This is a genomic window from Streptomyces sp. NPDC048604, assembly GCF_043199435.1.
Classification (GTDB): Bacteria; Actinomycetota; Actinomycetes; order Streptomycetales; family Streptomycetaceae; genus Streptomyces.
Genome location: NZ_JBICVX010000017.1, coordinates 33,605 through 48,512 on the forward strand (window position 1 = coordinate 33,605; position 14,908 = coordinate 48,512).

The window sequence follows — 14,908 nt, forward strand, 5'->3', positions numbered from 1 at the left end:
GTATCCGAGAACTCGCACAATCCCCGGAAACAGGAGACGGGCGCCCCGGCCATCCGGCGGGGGCGCCCTTCTCGTGTTTCCGTGAAGTGTGCGTCAGCGCATCTTGCCGCCGCCGCGCGGCATCTTCATGCCCTTGGGCATCGGGCCCTTGGGTAGCGGCATGTTGCTCATCAGGTCGCCCATCGCGCGCAGCCGGTCGTTGGCCGCGGTGACCTGGGGGCCGGTGAGCACCCGCGGGTACTTGAGCATGGTGGTGCGCAGCTTGCCCAGCGGGACCTGGCCCTCGTCGTTGCCGACGATGATGTCGCGGACGGGGACGTCCACGAGGACCCGGGACATCTTCTTCTTCTCGGCCGCGAGCAGCGGCTTCACCCGGTTCGGGTTGCCCTCCGCGACCAGAACGATGCCCGCCCGGCCGACCGCGCGGTGCACGACGTCCTGGCTGCGGTTCATCGCGACCGCCGGGGTGGTGGTCCACTGCCGGCCGATGTTCTGCAGCACCGCGGCCGCCGCGCCCGGCTGGCCCTCCATCTGCCCGAAGGCCGCCTTCTCGGCGCGCCGGCCGAAGATGATCGCCATCGCCAGGAGCGCCAGGATGAATCCCAGGATGCCCAGATAGACCGGGTGCCCGATCGCGAAACCGATCCCGAGGAGGGCACCGAGAACGACGATGCCCACACCCGCGACGACGAGACCGACCTTCGGGTCGGCCTTCTTGGTCATCTTGTACGTCAGAACGATCTGCTTGAGTCGCCCGGGGTTCTCAGCGGCACCAGCGGTGTTCGTGTTTGCCTTCCTCGCCATGTCCTGAAGTTTACGTGGCGCTGGAAGCGCGCCCCGCCACGGCCTCCAGTACGTGCTCCGCCTCCACCCGGTCCTTGGCGCGGCGGCGGTCCTCCAGGACGGAGGTCCAGGCGTTGCGGCGGGCGGTGCGCTGCCCGCCTCGGAGCACTACGGCCTCCACGGCCCGCAGGGCGTCGGTCAGGGACGGGAACGCGGTGGCACGGACGTGCGTCGCGGCCTGCATGTCGGGGTCCTCCCTCAAAGAGCGGCTGAGGTGGGGGGGGGTGGCGGTGGCGGCGGTGAGTGATGCCAGGCTCACAGATTGGTGTTACCAGCGTGTGAGCCGATGGTCAAACACTGGTGAAACCTTGATGCGGCCGTCCGTACCAGCCCGGGGAACGACGACGCGGCCCGTACCCCGCTCCGACCTGCGGAGGGTGTACGGGCCGCGTCTTCCAAGCCGTTACCCGTCGGTAATCACTTGTGAGTGGATTCACACGACCTGCGGGGATCCTCAGACGACCCCGGGGAGGGTCGTCGCCCCGCGCCGCTCCATCGCCTGCTGGTACAGCCGGCCGGCGCGGTACGAGGAGCGGACCAGGGGGCCGGACATGACGCCGGAGAAGCCGATCTCGTCGGCCTCGTCCTTCAGCTCCACGAACTCCTGCGGCTTCACCCAGCGCTCCACGGGGTGGTGCCGGACGGACGGGCGCAGGTACTGCGTGATGGTGATGAGCTCGCAGCCGGCCGCGTGCAGCTGCTGCAGCGCCTCGCTGATCTCCTCGCGGGTCTCGCCCATGCCGAGGATCAGGTTCGACTTCGTGACCAGACCGTAGTCGCGGGCCTTGGTGATGACCTCGAGGGACCGCTCGTACCGGAAGCCGGGACGGATCCGCTTGAAGATCCGGGGCACGGTCTCGACGTTGTGCGCGAAGACCTCGGGGCGGGAGGCGAAGACCTCGTCCAGGAGCTCCGGCACCGCGTTGAAGTCGGGGGCGAGCAGCTCGACCTTGGTGCGGCCGGCCGCGCGCTCGGCGGTCTGCTGGTGGATCTGGCGGACCGTCTCCGCGTACAGCCAGGCGCCGCCGTCCTCCAGGTCGTCGCGGGCGACGCCGGTGATCGTGGCGTAGTTCAGGTCCATCGTGACGACGGACTCGCCGACGCGGCGGGGCTCGTCGCGGTCCAGCGCCTCGGGCTTGCCCGTGTCGATCTGGCAGAAGTCGCAGCGCCGGGTGCACTGGTCGCCGCCGATGAGGAAGGTCGCCTCGCGGTCCTCCCAGCACTCGAAGATGTTCGGACAGCCGGCTTCCTGGCAGACCGTGTGCAGGCCCTCGCTCTTCACGAGGTTCTGCATCTTCGTGTACTCGGGACCCATTTTCGCCCGGGTCTTGATCCACTCGGGCTTGCGCTCGATGGGGGTCTGGCTGTTGCGGACCTCCAGGCGCAGCATCTTGCGTCCGTCGGGTGCGACTGCGGACACATCGGCTCCCTGTAGCTTCGATTCTTCGGCGCACACCAGAGTACGCCCGTTATTTCGTTTGCCTTGCTTCGCGTGCTTACGTGTGGCCAACCTGTGGCCGACGCAGCTCATTCCCTAGGCGGACGCGGGGGCCGTCTCCGGCTCGCGCTCGATCTCCCGCGGCTTCAGGTCCGCGTGCTCCAGCACGTCACGCAGGTGCTTCTCCACCACCGGCAGGACCTCCTCGATCGTGATGTCCCGGCCCAGCTCGTTCGCGAGCGAGGCCACGCCCGCGTCGCGGATGCCGCACGGGATGATCTTGTCGAACCAGGTGTTGTCCGGGTTCACGTTGAAAGAGAAGCCGTGCATCGTGACGCCCTTGGCGACCCGGATGCCGATCGCCGCCAGTTTCCGGTCCTCGCGGCGCTGGCCGGCGTTGGACGGGGCGTACTCCGGGCCGTTCAGCCGCGGGTCGAACTCGTCGTCGGTCAGCCGCGGGTCGAAGTCCAGGCTCAGTCCGCCGAACGACGGGCGCTGCTCGACCGGGTCGCCCAGGACCCACACGCCGCTGCGGCCCTCGATCCGGGTGGTCTCCAGGCCGAACTCGGCGGACGTGCGGATCAGCGCCTCCTCCAGCCGGCGGACGTGCGCCACCACGTCGACCGGGCGCGGCAGCTTCATGATCGGGTAGCCGACCAGCTGGCCCGGACCGTGCCAGGTGATCTTCCCGCCGCGGTCCACGTCCACGACCGGCGTACCGTCCAGCGGGCGTTCGCTGTCCGCGGTCCGCCGCCCCGCCGTGTACACCGGCGGGTGCTCCAGGAGCAGGCAGGTGTCGGGGATCTCGTCGGCGAACCGGGCTGCGTGCACCTCGCGCTGCTCGTCCCATGCCACCTGGTACTCGACGGCCTTCCCGCCGAAGCCCATGCGGACGAATCGCAGCTCACTCACGGCCAAGCCTCCTCAACTGGTGCCGAGTCCCGGGGATCGGCCCGGGGCCGGCGCGGCACCATGCGTCATTCGCGCCCATGCCACTGTACGGCGGTGCCGCGCGTCCCCGGCGGGCCGGTGCGGACGGACGCCGGGGGTGACGACGGTCCGTGATCGCCGCGCTCCGTCCGGCCACGGAACGTGACGGCGTGTCCCGTCCTGTCCGACGCCCGGGCGCCGGGTTGCCGCTGGTCACCGCCCGGCGGCAACCCTCCCTCCCGTTCCTCACACGATCGGATGAATGTGGGGCGAAGGCGGCGGCGCGGGCGGTACGGGCCGCTACATTCGCGCCGTTCCATGAGGGCTGCCACCCGCGCCCGGAAGGCAGGAGACCGCACAGCTGATGACGGAACGACCCCCGCAGCGCATCCCGAACCGACAGCTCGCCGCCCTGATCGCCGAGGCGGGCTTCTCCAACGCGGGGCTGGCCAGAAGGGTCGACCAGCTCGGCCTGGAACACGGCCTCGACCTGCGGTACGACAAGACCTCCGTGACCCGCTGGCTCCGCGGCCAGCAGCCGCGCGGCACCACGCCCGCGCTGATCGCCGAGGTCTTCACAAGGCGGCTCGGCCGCCGGCTCTCCGCGCAGGACCTCGGGCTCGACGCCTGCGCGCCGGTGTACGCCGGGCTCGAGTTCGCGGCCACCCCCGAGGAGGCCGTCGACATCGTCAGCGGCCTGTGGCGCAAGGACTCCGGCAGCCACGCCGAGCTGCGCAAGATCGCCTTCACCCCGGCCGGGCTCGTCGTGCCCAGCCGCGACTGGCTGATCGGCCGGGCCGACGAACGGGTCGGCCGCGGCGAACCGGTCCCCGCCCCGCAGCCCGGCGCCGCCGGCATCCGTGTGCCGTCCCAGGGCCGCCTCTCGGTGCCCCGCCAGCGCGGCACCGACCGCGGCCCCGGCCAGCGGGTCTCCGCCGGCGACATCGCCGCCCTGCGCTCCGTCGGCGAGCTGTTCCGCACCCTCGACCACGCCTACGGCGGCGGCCACGCCCGCCAGGCCCTGGTCCGCTACCTGGAGCACGAGGCCGAGCCGATGCTGCGCGGCACGTACGGCGAGAACGTCGGCCGCCGGCTGTTCGCGGCCGCCGCGGACCTGACCCGGCTGGCCGGCTGGACCTCGTACGACATCGCCGCGCACGGCCTCGCCCAGCGGTACTTCGTGCAGGCGCTGCGGCTCTCCCAGGCCGCCGGAGACCGCGGCTACGGCTCGTACGTGCTGATCACCATGAGCCGGCAGGCCGTCTACCTCGGCCACGGCCGCGAGGCCGTGCAGCTCGCCCGGGTCGCCCAGCAGGGCGTCGGCAGCTCCGTGCCGCCCGCGGTGCAGGCGCTGCTGCACGCGGTCGAGGCCCGCGGGCACGGCGTCCTCGGCGAGGTACGGGCCTGCAGCGCCGCCCTCGCCCGCGCCGAGCGCGCCCTGGAGACGGCCCGGCCCGGCGACGACGTGCCGTACTGGGCGCGCTCCTTCGACGAGGCGCACCTCGCCGACGAGTCGGGCCACTGCCACCGCGACCTCCAGCAGTACCGGGCCGCCGCCCAGCACGCCGAGCGCTCGCTGCAGCTGCGCGCCCCCGGGTACGCCCGCAGCCGCCTGTTCTGCCGGATCGTCCTCGCCTCCGCCCGGCTCGGCCTCGGCGAGCTCGACCAGGCGTGCGCGCTGGGCGCGGAGGCGGCCCAGCAGGCCTCCGAGATGCGCTCGGCGCGCGCCCTGGAGTACGTGCGCGACTTCGAGCGCCGCCTGGAGCCGTACCGCGACGCGGCCCCCGTCCGCACGTACCGGGACCGCGTCGCGGCGCTCGGCTAGGCCGCCAGCGGCGCCTCCTGCCGGGACGGCTCCGTCTCACGGACGCCGAAGTCCCCGAGCAGGGCGCGCGCCGCTCGGCGGGCGGAGGCCAGGGCGGCCTGCGGGGTGCCGGTGCTGCGGTGGTCGCCGCAGACGTACAGGCCGGACAGGATCCGCACGGTGCGCTGCGGATCGTGCGGCGGCGGCATCGCCGGGATCGCCTCCGGGTCGTGGTGCAGGCCGAGCAGCTCCCAGTCGTCCGTCGAGCAGGAGTACAGCGTCGCCAGGTGCTTGCGCACCCGGCGCTCCACGTCGTCCGGCGGCGGGCCGAGCACCGTCGAGCTGACGAGGACCCGGCCGGCGGGGGCGCGCGAGGGGTCCACCGCGCTCATCACGGCGGTGTGCGCGACCGGGCCGTCCGGGTCGGACTCCAGGAGCAGCGCCGGCTCGGCGAACGGCGGCGGCACCGGCGCGGTGTGGTGCAGCACCGTGACCGTGCGGAAGTCCGGGACCCTGAGCCCGGGCAGCAGCTCCGCCGCGGCCCGGCCGCCGGTGGCCAGGACCACCGCGCGACAGCGGAACACCCCGTGCTCGGCGGTGGCGACCCGGCTGATCGACATGTCGGTGACCCGTACGCCGGTCAGCACCGTGCCCGTCGGCAGCTCGGCCTCCAGGAGTCGGGGCACCGTCACCGCCCCGCCCTCCGGCACGCACAGCCCGCCGCGGGCGAAGGCCCGCAGGGCCAGATCGGCGCAGCGGCTGGAGGTGCCGAGGTCGGGGTCGCCGAGCAGTGCGGCGAGCAGCGGCCGCAGGAAGCCCTGCACGGTACGGGCCGGCAGCCGGGCGCTCAGCGCGTCGAGCGCCGTCCGCTCCGGCCGGGCGAGGAGCCGGGGCACCGGGGTGGCCGCGAGCCGGGCGAGGGCCGCGCCGAGGCGGGCCTGGTCCAGCGAGCGGGGGGCGCTCGCGAGGGCGCGCGCCACGGTGAGCGCGCCCCCTACGCCCCAGAGGCCGTGCGCGGGCCGCTTTCCCCAGCGGCCCTGGTGCGTCCCCACATGCGGTGGCTCCATGGTCCTGACGAGCCGTCCGTCGTGGTGGACCAGCACCCCGGACGAGAACGGACGCAGCGTCAGACCGGCCAGGCCCGGCGTGCCGAGCAGCTCGGGCGCGGACGCCCCGAGCAACTGCCCCACCCGGTCGAGACGGAAGCCGTCCACGACCTCGGTGTCCATCCGTCCGCCCGTCCGGGCCGAGGCCTCCAGGACGGTGACGTTCAGTCCCGCGGCGGTCAGCCGGTGGGCCACGGACAGCCCCCCGATTCCGGCTCCGACGACGACGACGTCCGTGTGGCGTGCGCTACTGAGCACGAGCCCCTCCCCAGGTCGGCGCGACTGGTGGGAAGCTCATGCCCCCAACAGCCCGACGGAATGCCCGAGTTCGGATCGATCCCGGAGATCGAGCCTAGGAGCCGCGTCACCGCGGTGACCCCCAAGCGTCCGGAAAACCCGGAGCACGGGGGTCGCACAGAAAAGTGCTAGGCGGCGCGGATCGACTCGTCGATGGTCGGGAACGCGAAGGAGAAGCCCGAGTCCAGGAGGCGGGAGGGCAGGACGCGCTGGCTGCCGAGGACGTCGGCGGCGAAGTCGCCGAGCACCACGCGCAGCGCGGCCGCCGGGACCGGGAAGGGGGTGGGGCGGCGCAGGACGCGGCCCATCGCGGCGGTGACCTCGCGGTTGGTCACCGGCTCCGGGGCGGTGAGGTTGAACGGGCCGGACAGGCCCTCCGTGTCGAGGAGATGGCGCAGCGCGGCCACCTCGTCGTGCAGCGAGATGAAGCTCCAGTACTGGGCGCCATCGCCCAGCCGGCCCCCGAGCCCGGCCCTGAAGAGCGGGAACAGCCGCCCCCAGGCCCCGCCCCGGCGCGCCACCACCAGGCCGGTGCGGGCGTACGCGACGCGGATCCCGGCCTGCTCCGCCGGGGCCGCGGCGGCCTCCCACTCCACGCACACCGACGGCAGGAAGCCCTCGCCCGCCGGGGCGCTCTCGTCCACCGCGCGCGCCCCGGTGTCGCCGTAGTAGCCGAGCGCGGTGCCGCAGACCAGGACCCGGGGCGGCTGCGCCAGCGAGGCGACGGCCTGCGCGATCGCCCGGGTGCCGAGCACCCGGCTGTCCCGGATCTCCTGCTTGTACGCCGCGGTCAAGCGCCGCTCGCCGACGCCTGCCCCGGCCAGGTGCACGACCGCCTCGCAGCCCACCAGGCCCGCGGTGTCCACGTACAGCCGCTTCGGGTCCCACTCCACCTCGTCCGCGGTCCGCGCGGGGCGGCGCACGAGGCGGCACACCTCGTGGCCGTCGGCGCGCAGGGAGCGCACCAGGGCCTGGCCGATGAGTCCGGACGCGCCGGTGACCGCAATACGGGAACGCTGCATGCGCCCATCCTGCCCCGCCCGTCCCTCGTGGCACAGTTGCGGGCATGGAAACGCCGTCGATACGGATCGCCCGCCCCGCCGACCAGGCCGCCCTCGGGGAACTCGACCGTGCGGTCTGGTCCCCGCTGCACGCCGTGGTGCCCGCTCCGCAGCCGCCGTACGACCCCTTCTTCGACTCCACGCACCGGCCCGAGCACTACCTCGTCGCCGAGGGCGAGCAGGGCGTGATCGACGGCTATCTGCGGCTGGTCCGGCCCACCCCGCTCGCCTGCAACGCGCACGTCCGGCAGATCCAGGGCCTCGCCGTGGCCGGCCACGCCCGCGGCCGGGGCGTCGGCCGGGCGCTGCTGCGGGCCGCGTGCGACGAGGCGCGGCGGCAGGGCGCGCGCCGGATCACCCTGCGGGTCCTCGGCCACAACGCCCCGGCCCGGGCGCTGTACGAGGCGGAGGGCTTCACCGTCGAGGGCGTGCTGCCGGGGGAGTTCTTCCTCGAGGGCGGGTACGTGGACGACGTGCTGATGGGTCGGGCGCTCTAGAGCCCCGCCCCCGCCCGACACGTCAGCGGCTCGCCCCCGCCCTCACGTCAACGGGCGCATGCCGCCCATCAGTTCGCGCAGACAGCGGACCGCCAGCTCGGCCGGCGCCCCCTTCCCGCGTACCGGCGCGTCGGTCTCGGCCCAGGCCTCCAGGGCCACCCGGATCGCGTCCGTGGCCGCCGCCGCGGCGAGCCGTACCGCCAGCGGGTCCGCGTCCGGGCCCGCCAGTCCGGCCACCACGGCCCGCAGCTTCTCCTCCGACTCCTGGTTGACGCGGTACCAGACCGCCCGCAGCGCCGGGTCCGCCGCGGCGGACCGCAGCAGCCCGCGGGTGCGGCGCAGGCCCTCCGCCGCCGCCTCGTCCGCCCCGGCGAGCGCCTCCGCGATGGAGCGCTCCAGCGCCTCCGGCACCGTCGCCCCGGGCCCTTCGGCGGCGAGGGACTCCCGCCAGCGGTCCGCGCCGACCGCGAGGAGCGGCGCGACCGCGTCCTGCTTGGAGCGGAAGTACCGGTAGAAGGTGCGCAGCGCGACCCCCGCCCGCTGGGCGATGTCCTCGGCCGTCGTGCCGTCCGGTCCGTGCTCGGTGAAGAGCTCGGCGGCCGCGCGGGCGATGTCGAGCTGGGTCGCGGCCTTGCGCCGCTCGGTGAGGGAGAGAGAGGGGGTTTTGGTGCTCACCGGGCGAAGCCTACGCCCGTGTCCCGGGATCGTGCCGAAGGTGCACATCATGCAGAGGTGGCAAAACGTGTCACCCAGGCGTACGGTGTCTTGCGTACCGAGACAGGTCCGGGGCACCGGGACACCACGACAGCGAGAGGCGGACAGGGACATGAACCGCTACGAAGGCCGACGCGCACTGATCACCGGCGGCGGTTCCGGCATCGGCCAGGCCACCGTGCTGCGTCTGCTGGCGGAGGGCGGCACCGTCGTCGCCGCCGACGTCAGCGAGGCCGGACTGAAGGACACCGCGGCCAAGGCCGCCGCCGCCGCCGACCGCCTGACCACCCTCGTCGTCGACATCGCCGACGAGAACTCCGTACGCGCCGGCGTCGCCGCCGCCGTCGAGGCGCTCGGCGGCCTGGACGTGCTCGTCAACGCGGCCGGCATCCTGCGCTCCTCGCACACCCACGAGACCGGCCTGGACGCCTTCGAGCAGGTCATCCGGATCAACCTGACCGGCACCTTCCTCGTCATCCGCGAGGCGATCCCGGCGCTGCTGGAGGGCCACGACGCCGCCGTGGTCAACTTCTCCTCCACCTCGGCGATGTTCGCCCACCCCTACATGGCGGCCTACGCGGCCAGCAAGGGCGGCATCCAGTCCATGACGCACGCGCTCGCCGCCGAGTACGCCAAGCAGGGCATCCGCTTCACCGCCGTCCAGCCCGGCTCCATCTCCTCCGGCATGACCGACGGCAGCGGCGCCAGCCGGCAGTCCGCCGGCCCCGGCCTGCCCGAGGACGCCGACATGAGCCTGTTCATGAAGCTCGCCCCCGCCCTCGGCCAGGGCTTCGCCGGGCCGGAGACCGTCGCCGGCGTCGTCGCCATGCTGGCCGGCGTGGACGGCAGGTTCGTCACCGGCACCGAGATCCGCATCGACGGCGGCACGCACTACTGAAGGCCCCCCGTACCGGGACCGCTTCGGGGGACCCGCCCCCTCCTCATCCCCCGAAGCGGTCCCACAGCCGGGGGTACCGCGCCGCCAGCTCCGCGTCGTCCGTCACGTCGAACGCCACGCCCTCCGGCTCTCCCGGCTGCGGCGGGATGCCCAGCTCCGGGGCCTCCGTGCCGGTCAGCCGCTCGTACGCCTCGTCCGCCGCGTACCCCAGCTCCTCGCCGTCCCCGTCCAGCTCCTCGTCGAAGTCGCCGAGCAGCTCCGCGAGCGCGTCCGGATCGTGCACCGCGCCCTCGAACACCTCCCGGCCCTGGCCGATCAGCCAGCAACGGAAGTAGTCGAACGACTCCTCGCCCGCGCCGTCCATCAGCACCGACGCCGCGCCCCACAGATCCCAGCGGTAGGCCCGGTTGTAGCGCGCCTCGAAGTGACGGGCGAAGTCCAGGACGGCGTCCGGGTCCAGCTGCAGGAGCCGCTCGGTGAGCAGGTCCGCATGCTCCTCCGGATCGCCCTCCGCGGCCGACCGGGTGGAGTCGATCATGTCCCAGAACTCCGTCTCGTCCATCACGGGAACCAGCATCGGGCCTCGCCCAGGGCGACGCACCCGGAGCGACCGAAATGAAACCGGACAGCAGATGACGCCATTCGCTGTCACCGTCGAGACATGACTGCAGGAACGAAGCCGCTCAGCGGCAGGATCGCACTGGTCGCCGGCGCCACCCGGGGCGCGGGCCGCGCCATCGCCGTACAGCTCGGGACCGCCGGCGCCACCGTGTACGTGACCGGGCGCACCACCCGCGCGAAGGTCAGCGAGGTCGGGCGGAGCACCGAGACCATCGAGGAGACGGCCGAACTGGTCACGGCCGCCGGCGGCGAGGGCGTCGCCGTGCCCACCGACCATCTGGAGCCCGGCCAGGTCGCGGCGCTCGTCGACCGGATCGACCGGGAGCGGGGCCGGCTCGACGTCCTGGTGAACGACATCTGGGGCGGGGAGCACCTCGTCGCCGCCGGCTTCGGCAAGAAGATCCACGAGGTGAACCTCGCCGACGGGCTGCGGATGCTGGAGCTCGGCGTGAAGAGCCACCTCATCACCAGCGCCGCCGTCGTGCCGCTGCTGATCCGGAACCCGGGCGCCCTGCTAGTGGAGGTCACCGACGGCACCGCCGACTACAACGGCACGCACTACCGCGAGAACGTCTTCTACGACCTCGCCAAGAACGCCCCGATCCGGATGGCGTTCGGGCTCTCCCGCGACCTGGAGCCGTCCGGCGGCACGGCGGTGTCGGTCACGCCGGGCTGGCTGCGCTCGGAGCAGATGCTGGAGACGTTCGGGGTGAGTGAGGAGAACTGGCGCGACGCGACGGAGAAGATCCCCGGCTTCGGGATCTCCGAGTCGCCGGTGTACCTCGGCCGCGGGATCGCCGCGCTGGCCGCGGATCCGGACCGTGCCCGCTGGAACGGGCGGTCGCTGTCCAGCGGGCAGCTGGCGAAGGAGTACGGCTTCACCGACGCGGACGGCTCGCAGCCGGACTGCTGGACGTTCCTGCTGGCGCAGGAGGCGGCCGAGGGCGTGTCGCCGGCGGACTACCGCTGAGCCGGGGCGCCCGACGCCTACCCGTAGAGCTTCGCCCATCTCCTCGCGGCGTCCGTGAAGCGTTCCCGCAGGCTCGCCGGGGTCAGTACCTCCGCCTCGGGGCCCAGGGCCAGCAGTTGGGAGAGCGCCACCTCCTCGCTCTCCACCTTCAGCGTCGCCGTGAGGCGGCCGTCCGCGTCCCGCTCGGCCGTCGCCAGGGCCTCTTCCGCCGCCGCGCGGTCCGTCACGTACGGAAGGCGGCGGGCACCCGCCTCCGACAGGCGCAGCGTCACCTCGGCGCGCAGCAGCGAGCGGGCGAAGTCGGCGGACCGGTCGGACCAGAACGCCGGGAGGTCGAAGTCAGGGGAGCGGTCGAAGCGGTCCCCGGTCGTCGTCACCGCCGTGAAGCGGTCCACGCGGTACGTGCGCCAGGTCGCGCCCGCACGGGCGCAGACGTACCAGACCCCGGCCTTCAGGACGAGGCCGTACGGCTCCAGGTCCCGCGTCACCTCGCCGTCCGGGCGGCGGTAGCGGGCCTCGACGCGGTGGTCGGTCCAGACCGCCTCGGCCAGCGCGGGCAGCAGGTCCGGAGTCCGCGGCTCCTGGTACCAGCCGGGGGCGTCCAGGTGGAAGCGCTGGGCCGCCGAACTCGGGGCGTCCTTCAGGGCGGGGGAGAGCGCGGCCGCCAGCTTCAGCCGGGCCGTCGACGACGCGTCCTCCAGGCCCATGTCGCGCAGCGCGCCGGGCAGTCCGGACAGGAACAGCGCCTCGGCCTCGTCGCGCGCGAGACCTGTGAGCCGGGTGCGGTACCCGCCGATCAGCCGGTAGCCGCCGGCCCGGCCCCGGTCCGCATACACCGGAACCCCCGCCTCCGAGAGGGCGAGGGCATCACGGGTGATGGTCCGTTCGGACACTTCGAGCTCCGCCGCCAGCTCGGCCGCCGTCATCGACGGCCGGGACTGGAGCAGCAGCACCATCTTGATCAGGCGGGCGGCACGCATCCCCCCATGATGCGTGCCGCCACCGACACGGCCGGGTCAGAGGCCGTAGCGCTCCCGCGCCTCCTTGACCGCCGAGGCCGGGACCTCGCCGCGGCGGGCGAGCTGGGCCAGGGCCGCGACGACGATGGACTGCGCGTCCACGCCGAAGTGGCGGCGGGCCGCCTCGCGGGTGTCCGACAGGCCGAAGCCGTCGGCGCCCAGCGAGGACCAGTCCTGCTCGACCCACTGCGCGATCTGGTCCGGGACCTGGCGCATGTAGTCCGACACGGCCAGGACGGGGGACTCCACGCCCTCCAGCGCCTTGCGCACGTACGGCACCCGCTCCTCGCCGCGCAGCAGCGCCGCGTCGGCCTCCAGCGCGTCGCGCCGCAGCTCGGTCCACGAGGTGGCCGACCAGACGTCCGCGCCGACGCCCCACTCCTCGGCGAGCAGCTTCTGGGCCTGCAGGGCCCAGTGGATCGCCGTGCCGGAGCCGAGCAGCTGGATCCGCGAGGCGTTCGCCGGCAGCTCCAGACCGGCGGACTCGGCGGTGTTGAAGCGGTACAGGCCCTTGAGGATGCCCTCGTCGACGCCTGCCGGCTTGGCCGGCTGCGGCATCGGCTCGTTGTAGACGGTGAGGTAGTAGAAGACGTTCTGGTCCTCGCCCTCGGCCGCCTCGCCGTACATCTTGCGCAGACCGTCCTTGACGATCGCCGCGATCTCGTAGGCGAACGCCGGGTCGTAGCTCAGGGCGGCCGGGTTGGTCGCCGCGATCATCGGCGAGTGGCCGTCGGCGTGCTGCAGCCCCTCACCGGTCAGGGTGGTGCGGCCGGCGGTCGCGCCGACGAGGAAGCCGCGGCCGAGCTGGTCGCCGAGCTGCCACATCTGGTCGGCGGTCCGCTGCCAGCCGAACATCGAGTAGAAGATGTAGAAGGGGATCATCGCCTCGCCGTGCGTCGAGTACGACGTCGAGGCGGCGATGAAGTCGGCCATCGAGCCGGCCTCGGTGATGCCCTCGTTCAGGATCTGGCCGTTGACGGCCTCCTTGTAGTACATCAGCTGGTCGCGGTCGACCGGCTCGTACGTCTGGCCCTTCGGCGAGTAGATGCCGAGCGAGGGGAACAGCGACTCCATGCCGAAGGTGCGGGCCTCGTCCGGGACGATCGGGACCCAGCGCTTGCCGGTCTCCTTGTCGCGGACCAGGTCCTTGACCAGGCGCACGAAGGCCATGGTGGTGGCCACGTTCTGCGAGCCGGAGCCCTTGTCGAAGGAGGCGAAGGTCCGGTCGGCCGGGGCCGGCAGCGGGGCCAGCGCGTGGGTGCGGCGGGCCGGGGCCGGGCCGCCGAGGGCCGCGCGGCGCTCCTGCAGGTAGCGGACCTCCGCGGAGTCGGCGCCGGGGTGGCCGTAGGGGACCTGGCCGTCGACGAACTGCGCGTCGGAGATCGGCAGTTCGAGCAGGTCACGCATGTTCTTGAACTCGTCCGTGGACAGCTTCTTCATCTGGTGGTTCGCGTTCTTCGACGCGAAGCCCTCGCCCAGGGTGAAGCCCTTCACGGTCTGCGCCAGGATCACCGTCGGCGCGCCCTTGAACTCCAGTGCGGCCTTGTACGCGGCGTACACCTTGCGGGGCTCGTGACCGCCGCGGGAGAGGTGGAAGCACTCGAGGATCTTGTCGTCGCTCAGCAGCTTCGCCATCGCGGCGAGCGCCGGGTCCTTGCCGAAGAAGTCCTCGCGGATGTAGGCGGCGTCGCGGGTCTGGTACGTCTGGACCTGCGCGTCCGGCACCTCGCGGAGGCGGCGGACCAGGGCGCCGGTGGTGTCGAGCGCGAACAGCTCGTCCCAGGCGTTGCCCCACAGCGACTTCACGACGTTCCAGCCGGCGCCGCGGAACTGGGCCTCCAGCTCCTGCACGATCTTGAAGTTGGCGCGGACCGGGCCGTCGAGGCGCTGCAGGTTGCAGTTGATGACGAAGGTCAGGTTGTCCAGACCCTCGCGGGCCGCGAGCGCGAGGGCCGCGGTCGACTCGGGCTCGTCCATCTCGCCGTCGCCGAGGAAGGCCCACACGTGGGAGGCGGAGACGTCCTTGATGGCGCGGTTGGTCAGGTAGCGGTTGAAGCGTGCCTGGTAGATCGCGGAGAGCGGGCCGAGACCCATGGAGACGGTGGGGAACTCCCACAGCCAGGGGAGGCGCCGCGGGTGCGGGTAGGAGGGCAGGCCTGCGCCGCCGGACTCCTGCCGGAAGTTGTCGAGGTGGCCCTCGTTCAGGCGGCCGTCGAGGAAGGCGCGGGCGTAGATGCCGGGGGAGGCGTGGCCCTGGATGTACAGCTGGTCGCCGGAGCCGTCGGCCTCCTTCCCGCGGAAGAAGTGGTTGAAGCCGGTCTCGTAGAGCCAGGCCGCGGAGGCGAAGGTGGCGATGTGGCCGCCGACGCCGTGCTTGGCGCCGCGGGTGACCATCGCGGCCGCGTTCCAGCGGTTCCAGGCGGTGATCCGGCGCTCCATCTCCTCGTCGCCGCCGAACTCGGCGATCGACGGCTCGGCGGAGGTGGGGATGGTGTTGACGTAGTCGGTCTCCAGCAGCTTGGGCAGGGCCAGGCCCGCGCCCTCGGCGTGCTGGAGCGTGCGGCGCATCAGGTAGGCGGCCCGGTGGGGGCCGGCGGCCTTGGTGACAGCGTCCAGGGAGGCCGCCCACTCGGCGGTCTCCTCGGTGTCACGGTCCGGGAGCTGGTCGAGCTCGCTCGGAATCTTGCCTACGGGATCGGTCATGATCGCC

Annotated in this window: 14 protein-coding genes; 4 read left to right on the forward strand and 10 right to left on the reverse strand. The window is 73.0% G+C overall.

The features are described from left to right. Window positions 1–93: 93 nt before the first annotated feature. The 4 genes from ACGFMM_RS29435 to lipB all read right to left on the reverse strand — a co-directional run bounded on the left by ACGFMM_RS29435 (window position 94) and on the right by lipB (window position 3,193). On the reverse strand, window positions 94–804 hold the full coding sequence (locus ACGFMM_RS29435; RefSeq protein ID WP_393649498.1) for a DUF4191 domain-containing protein: 711 nt from the start codon (window positions 802–804) through the stop codon (window positions 94–96). 10 nt (window positions 805–814) lie between these two features. Next, entirely contained in the window at window positions 815–1,027 is a 213-nt protein-coding gene (locus ACGFMM_RS29440) for a hypothetical protein (protein WP_393649499.1), read from the reverse strand. Between the two features lie 270 nt (window positions 1,028–1,297). Then, window positions 1,298–2,263, reverse strand: a complete 966-nt coding sequence (lipA, locus tag ACGFMM_RS29445) for a lipoyl synthase (protein WP_393649500.1) — start codon at window positions 2,261–2,263, stop codon at window positions 1,298–1,300. A gap of 114 nt (window positions 2,264–2,377) precedes the next feature. Continuing rightward, entirely contained in the window at window positions 2,378–3,193 is an 816-nt protein-coding gene (lipB, locus tag ACGFMM_RS29450; RefSeq protein WP_393649501.1) for a lipoyl(octanoyl) transferase LipB, read from the reverse strand. Window positions 3,194–3,575: 382 nt separating this feature from the next. On the opposite strand from lipB, the gene ACGFMM_RS29455 reads away from it, so the two are divergent. Next, a complete protein-coding gene (locus ACGFMM_RS29455) occupies window positions 3,576–5,036 on the forward strand; it encodes a regulator (protein WP_393649502.1) in 1,461 nt (486 codons plus the stop codon). Here the strand turns inward: ACGFMM_RS29455 and ACGFMM_RS29460 are convergent. Together ACGFMM_RS29460 and ACGFMM_RS29465 are read right to left on the reverse strand one after the other, a co-directional pair. Continuing rightward, the gene (locus ACGFMM_RS29460; protein ID WP_393649503.1) at window positions 5,033–6,379 is read right to left on the reverse strand and encodes an NAD(P)/FAD-dependent oxidoreductase; all 1,347 of its coding nucleotides are present in this window, start codon (window positions 6,377–6,379) and stop codon (window positions 5,033–5,035) included. The two genes, ACGFMM_RS29455 and ACGFMM_RS29460, sit on opposite strands and share 4 nt — an antisense overlap. Before the next feature lie 167 nt (window positions 6,380–6,546). Continuing rightward, window positions 6,547–7,440: a TIGR01777 family oxidoreductase gene (locus tag ACGFMM_RS29465; protein WP_393649504.1), complete on the reverse strand. Its 894-nt coding sequence runs from the start codon at window positions 7,438–7,440 to the stop codon at window positions 6,547–6,549. Between the two features lie 44 nt (window positions 7,441–7,484). Here ACGFMM_RS29465 and ACGFMM_RS29470 point away from each other — a divergent pair, with 44 nt between their 5' ends. Next, complete coding sequence (locus ACGFMM_RS29470; RefSeq protein WP_393649505.1) at window positions 7,485–7,976, forward strand: GNAT family N-acetyltransferase; 492 nt, start codon at window positions 7,485–7,487, stop codon at window positions 7,974–7,976. Window positions 7,977–8,018: 42 nt separating this feature from the next. Here ACGFMM_RS29470 and ACGFMM_RS29475 read toward each other — a convergent pair whose 3' ends face one another. Further along, window positions 8,019–8,651, reverse strand: coding sequence for a TetR/AcrR family transcriptional regulator (locus ACGFMM_RS29475; protein ID WP_393649506.1), 633 nt, complete (start codon window positions 8,649–8,651; stop codon window positions 8,019–8,021). 151 nt (window positions 8,652–8,802) lie between these two features. Between ACGFMM_RS29475 and ACGFMM_RS29480 the strand changes: the two genes are divergently transcribed. Further along, window positions 8,803–9,588: an SDR family NAD(P)-dependent oxidoreductase gene (locus ACGFMM_RS29480; RefSeq protein WP_393649507.1), complete on the forward strand. Its 786-nt coding sequence runs from the start codon at window positions 8,803–8,805 to the stop codon at window positions 9,586–9,588. A 43-nt stretch (window positions 9,589–9,631) separates the two neighbouring features. On the opposite strand, the gene ACGFMM_RS29485 is transcribed toward ACGFMM_RS29480, so the two are convergent. Beyond that, window positions 9,632–10,150, reverse strand: coding sequence for a DUF4240 domain-containing protein (locus ACGFMM_RS29485; protein ID WP_393649600.1), 519 nt, complete (start codon window positions 10,148–10,150; stop codon window positions 9,632–9,634). A 99-nt stretch (window positions 10,151–10,249) separates the two neighbouring features. On the opposite strand from ACGFMM_RS29485, the gene ACGFMM_RS29490 reads away from it, so the two are divergent. Beyond that, window positions 10,250–11,179 carry an SDR family oxidoreductase gene (locus ACGFMM_RS29490; RefSeq protein WP_393649508.1) on the forward strand — a complete coding sequence of 310 codons (930 nt, stop codon included), beginning with the start codon at window positions 10,250–10,252 and terminating at the stop codon, window positions 11,177–11,179. Between the two features lie 17 nt (window positions 11,180–11,196). Here the strand turns inward: ACGFMM_RS29490 and ACGFMM_RS29495 are convergent, their stop codons facing one another. Both ACGFMM_RS29495 and aceE read right to left on the reverse strand, forming a co-directional pair. Beyond that, window positions 11,197–12,159, reverse strand: coding sequence for a helix-turn-helix transcriptional regulator (locus ACGFMM_RS29495; protein WP_393649509.1), 963 nt, complete (start codon window positions 12,157–12,159; stop codon window positions 11,197–11,199). A 36-nt stretch (window positions 12,160–12,195) separates the two neighbouring features. Beyond that, window positions 12,196–14,901: a pyruvate dehydrogenase (acetyl-transferring), homodimeric type gene (aceE, locus tag ACGFMM_RS29500; protein WP_393649510.1), complete on the reverse strand. Its 2,706-nt coding sequence runs from the start codon at window positions 14,899–14,901 to the stop codon at window positions 12,196–12,198. Between the last annotated feature and the right edge of the window lie 7 nt (window positions 14,902–14,908).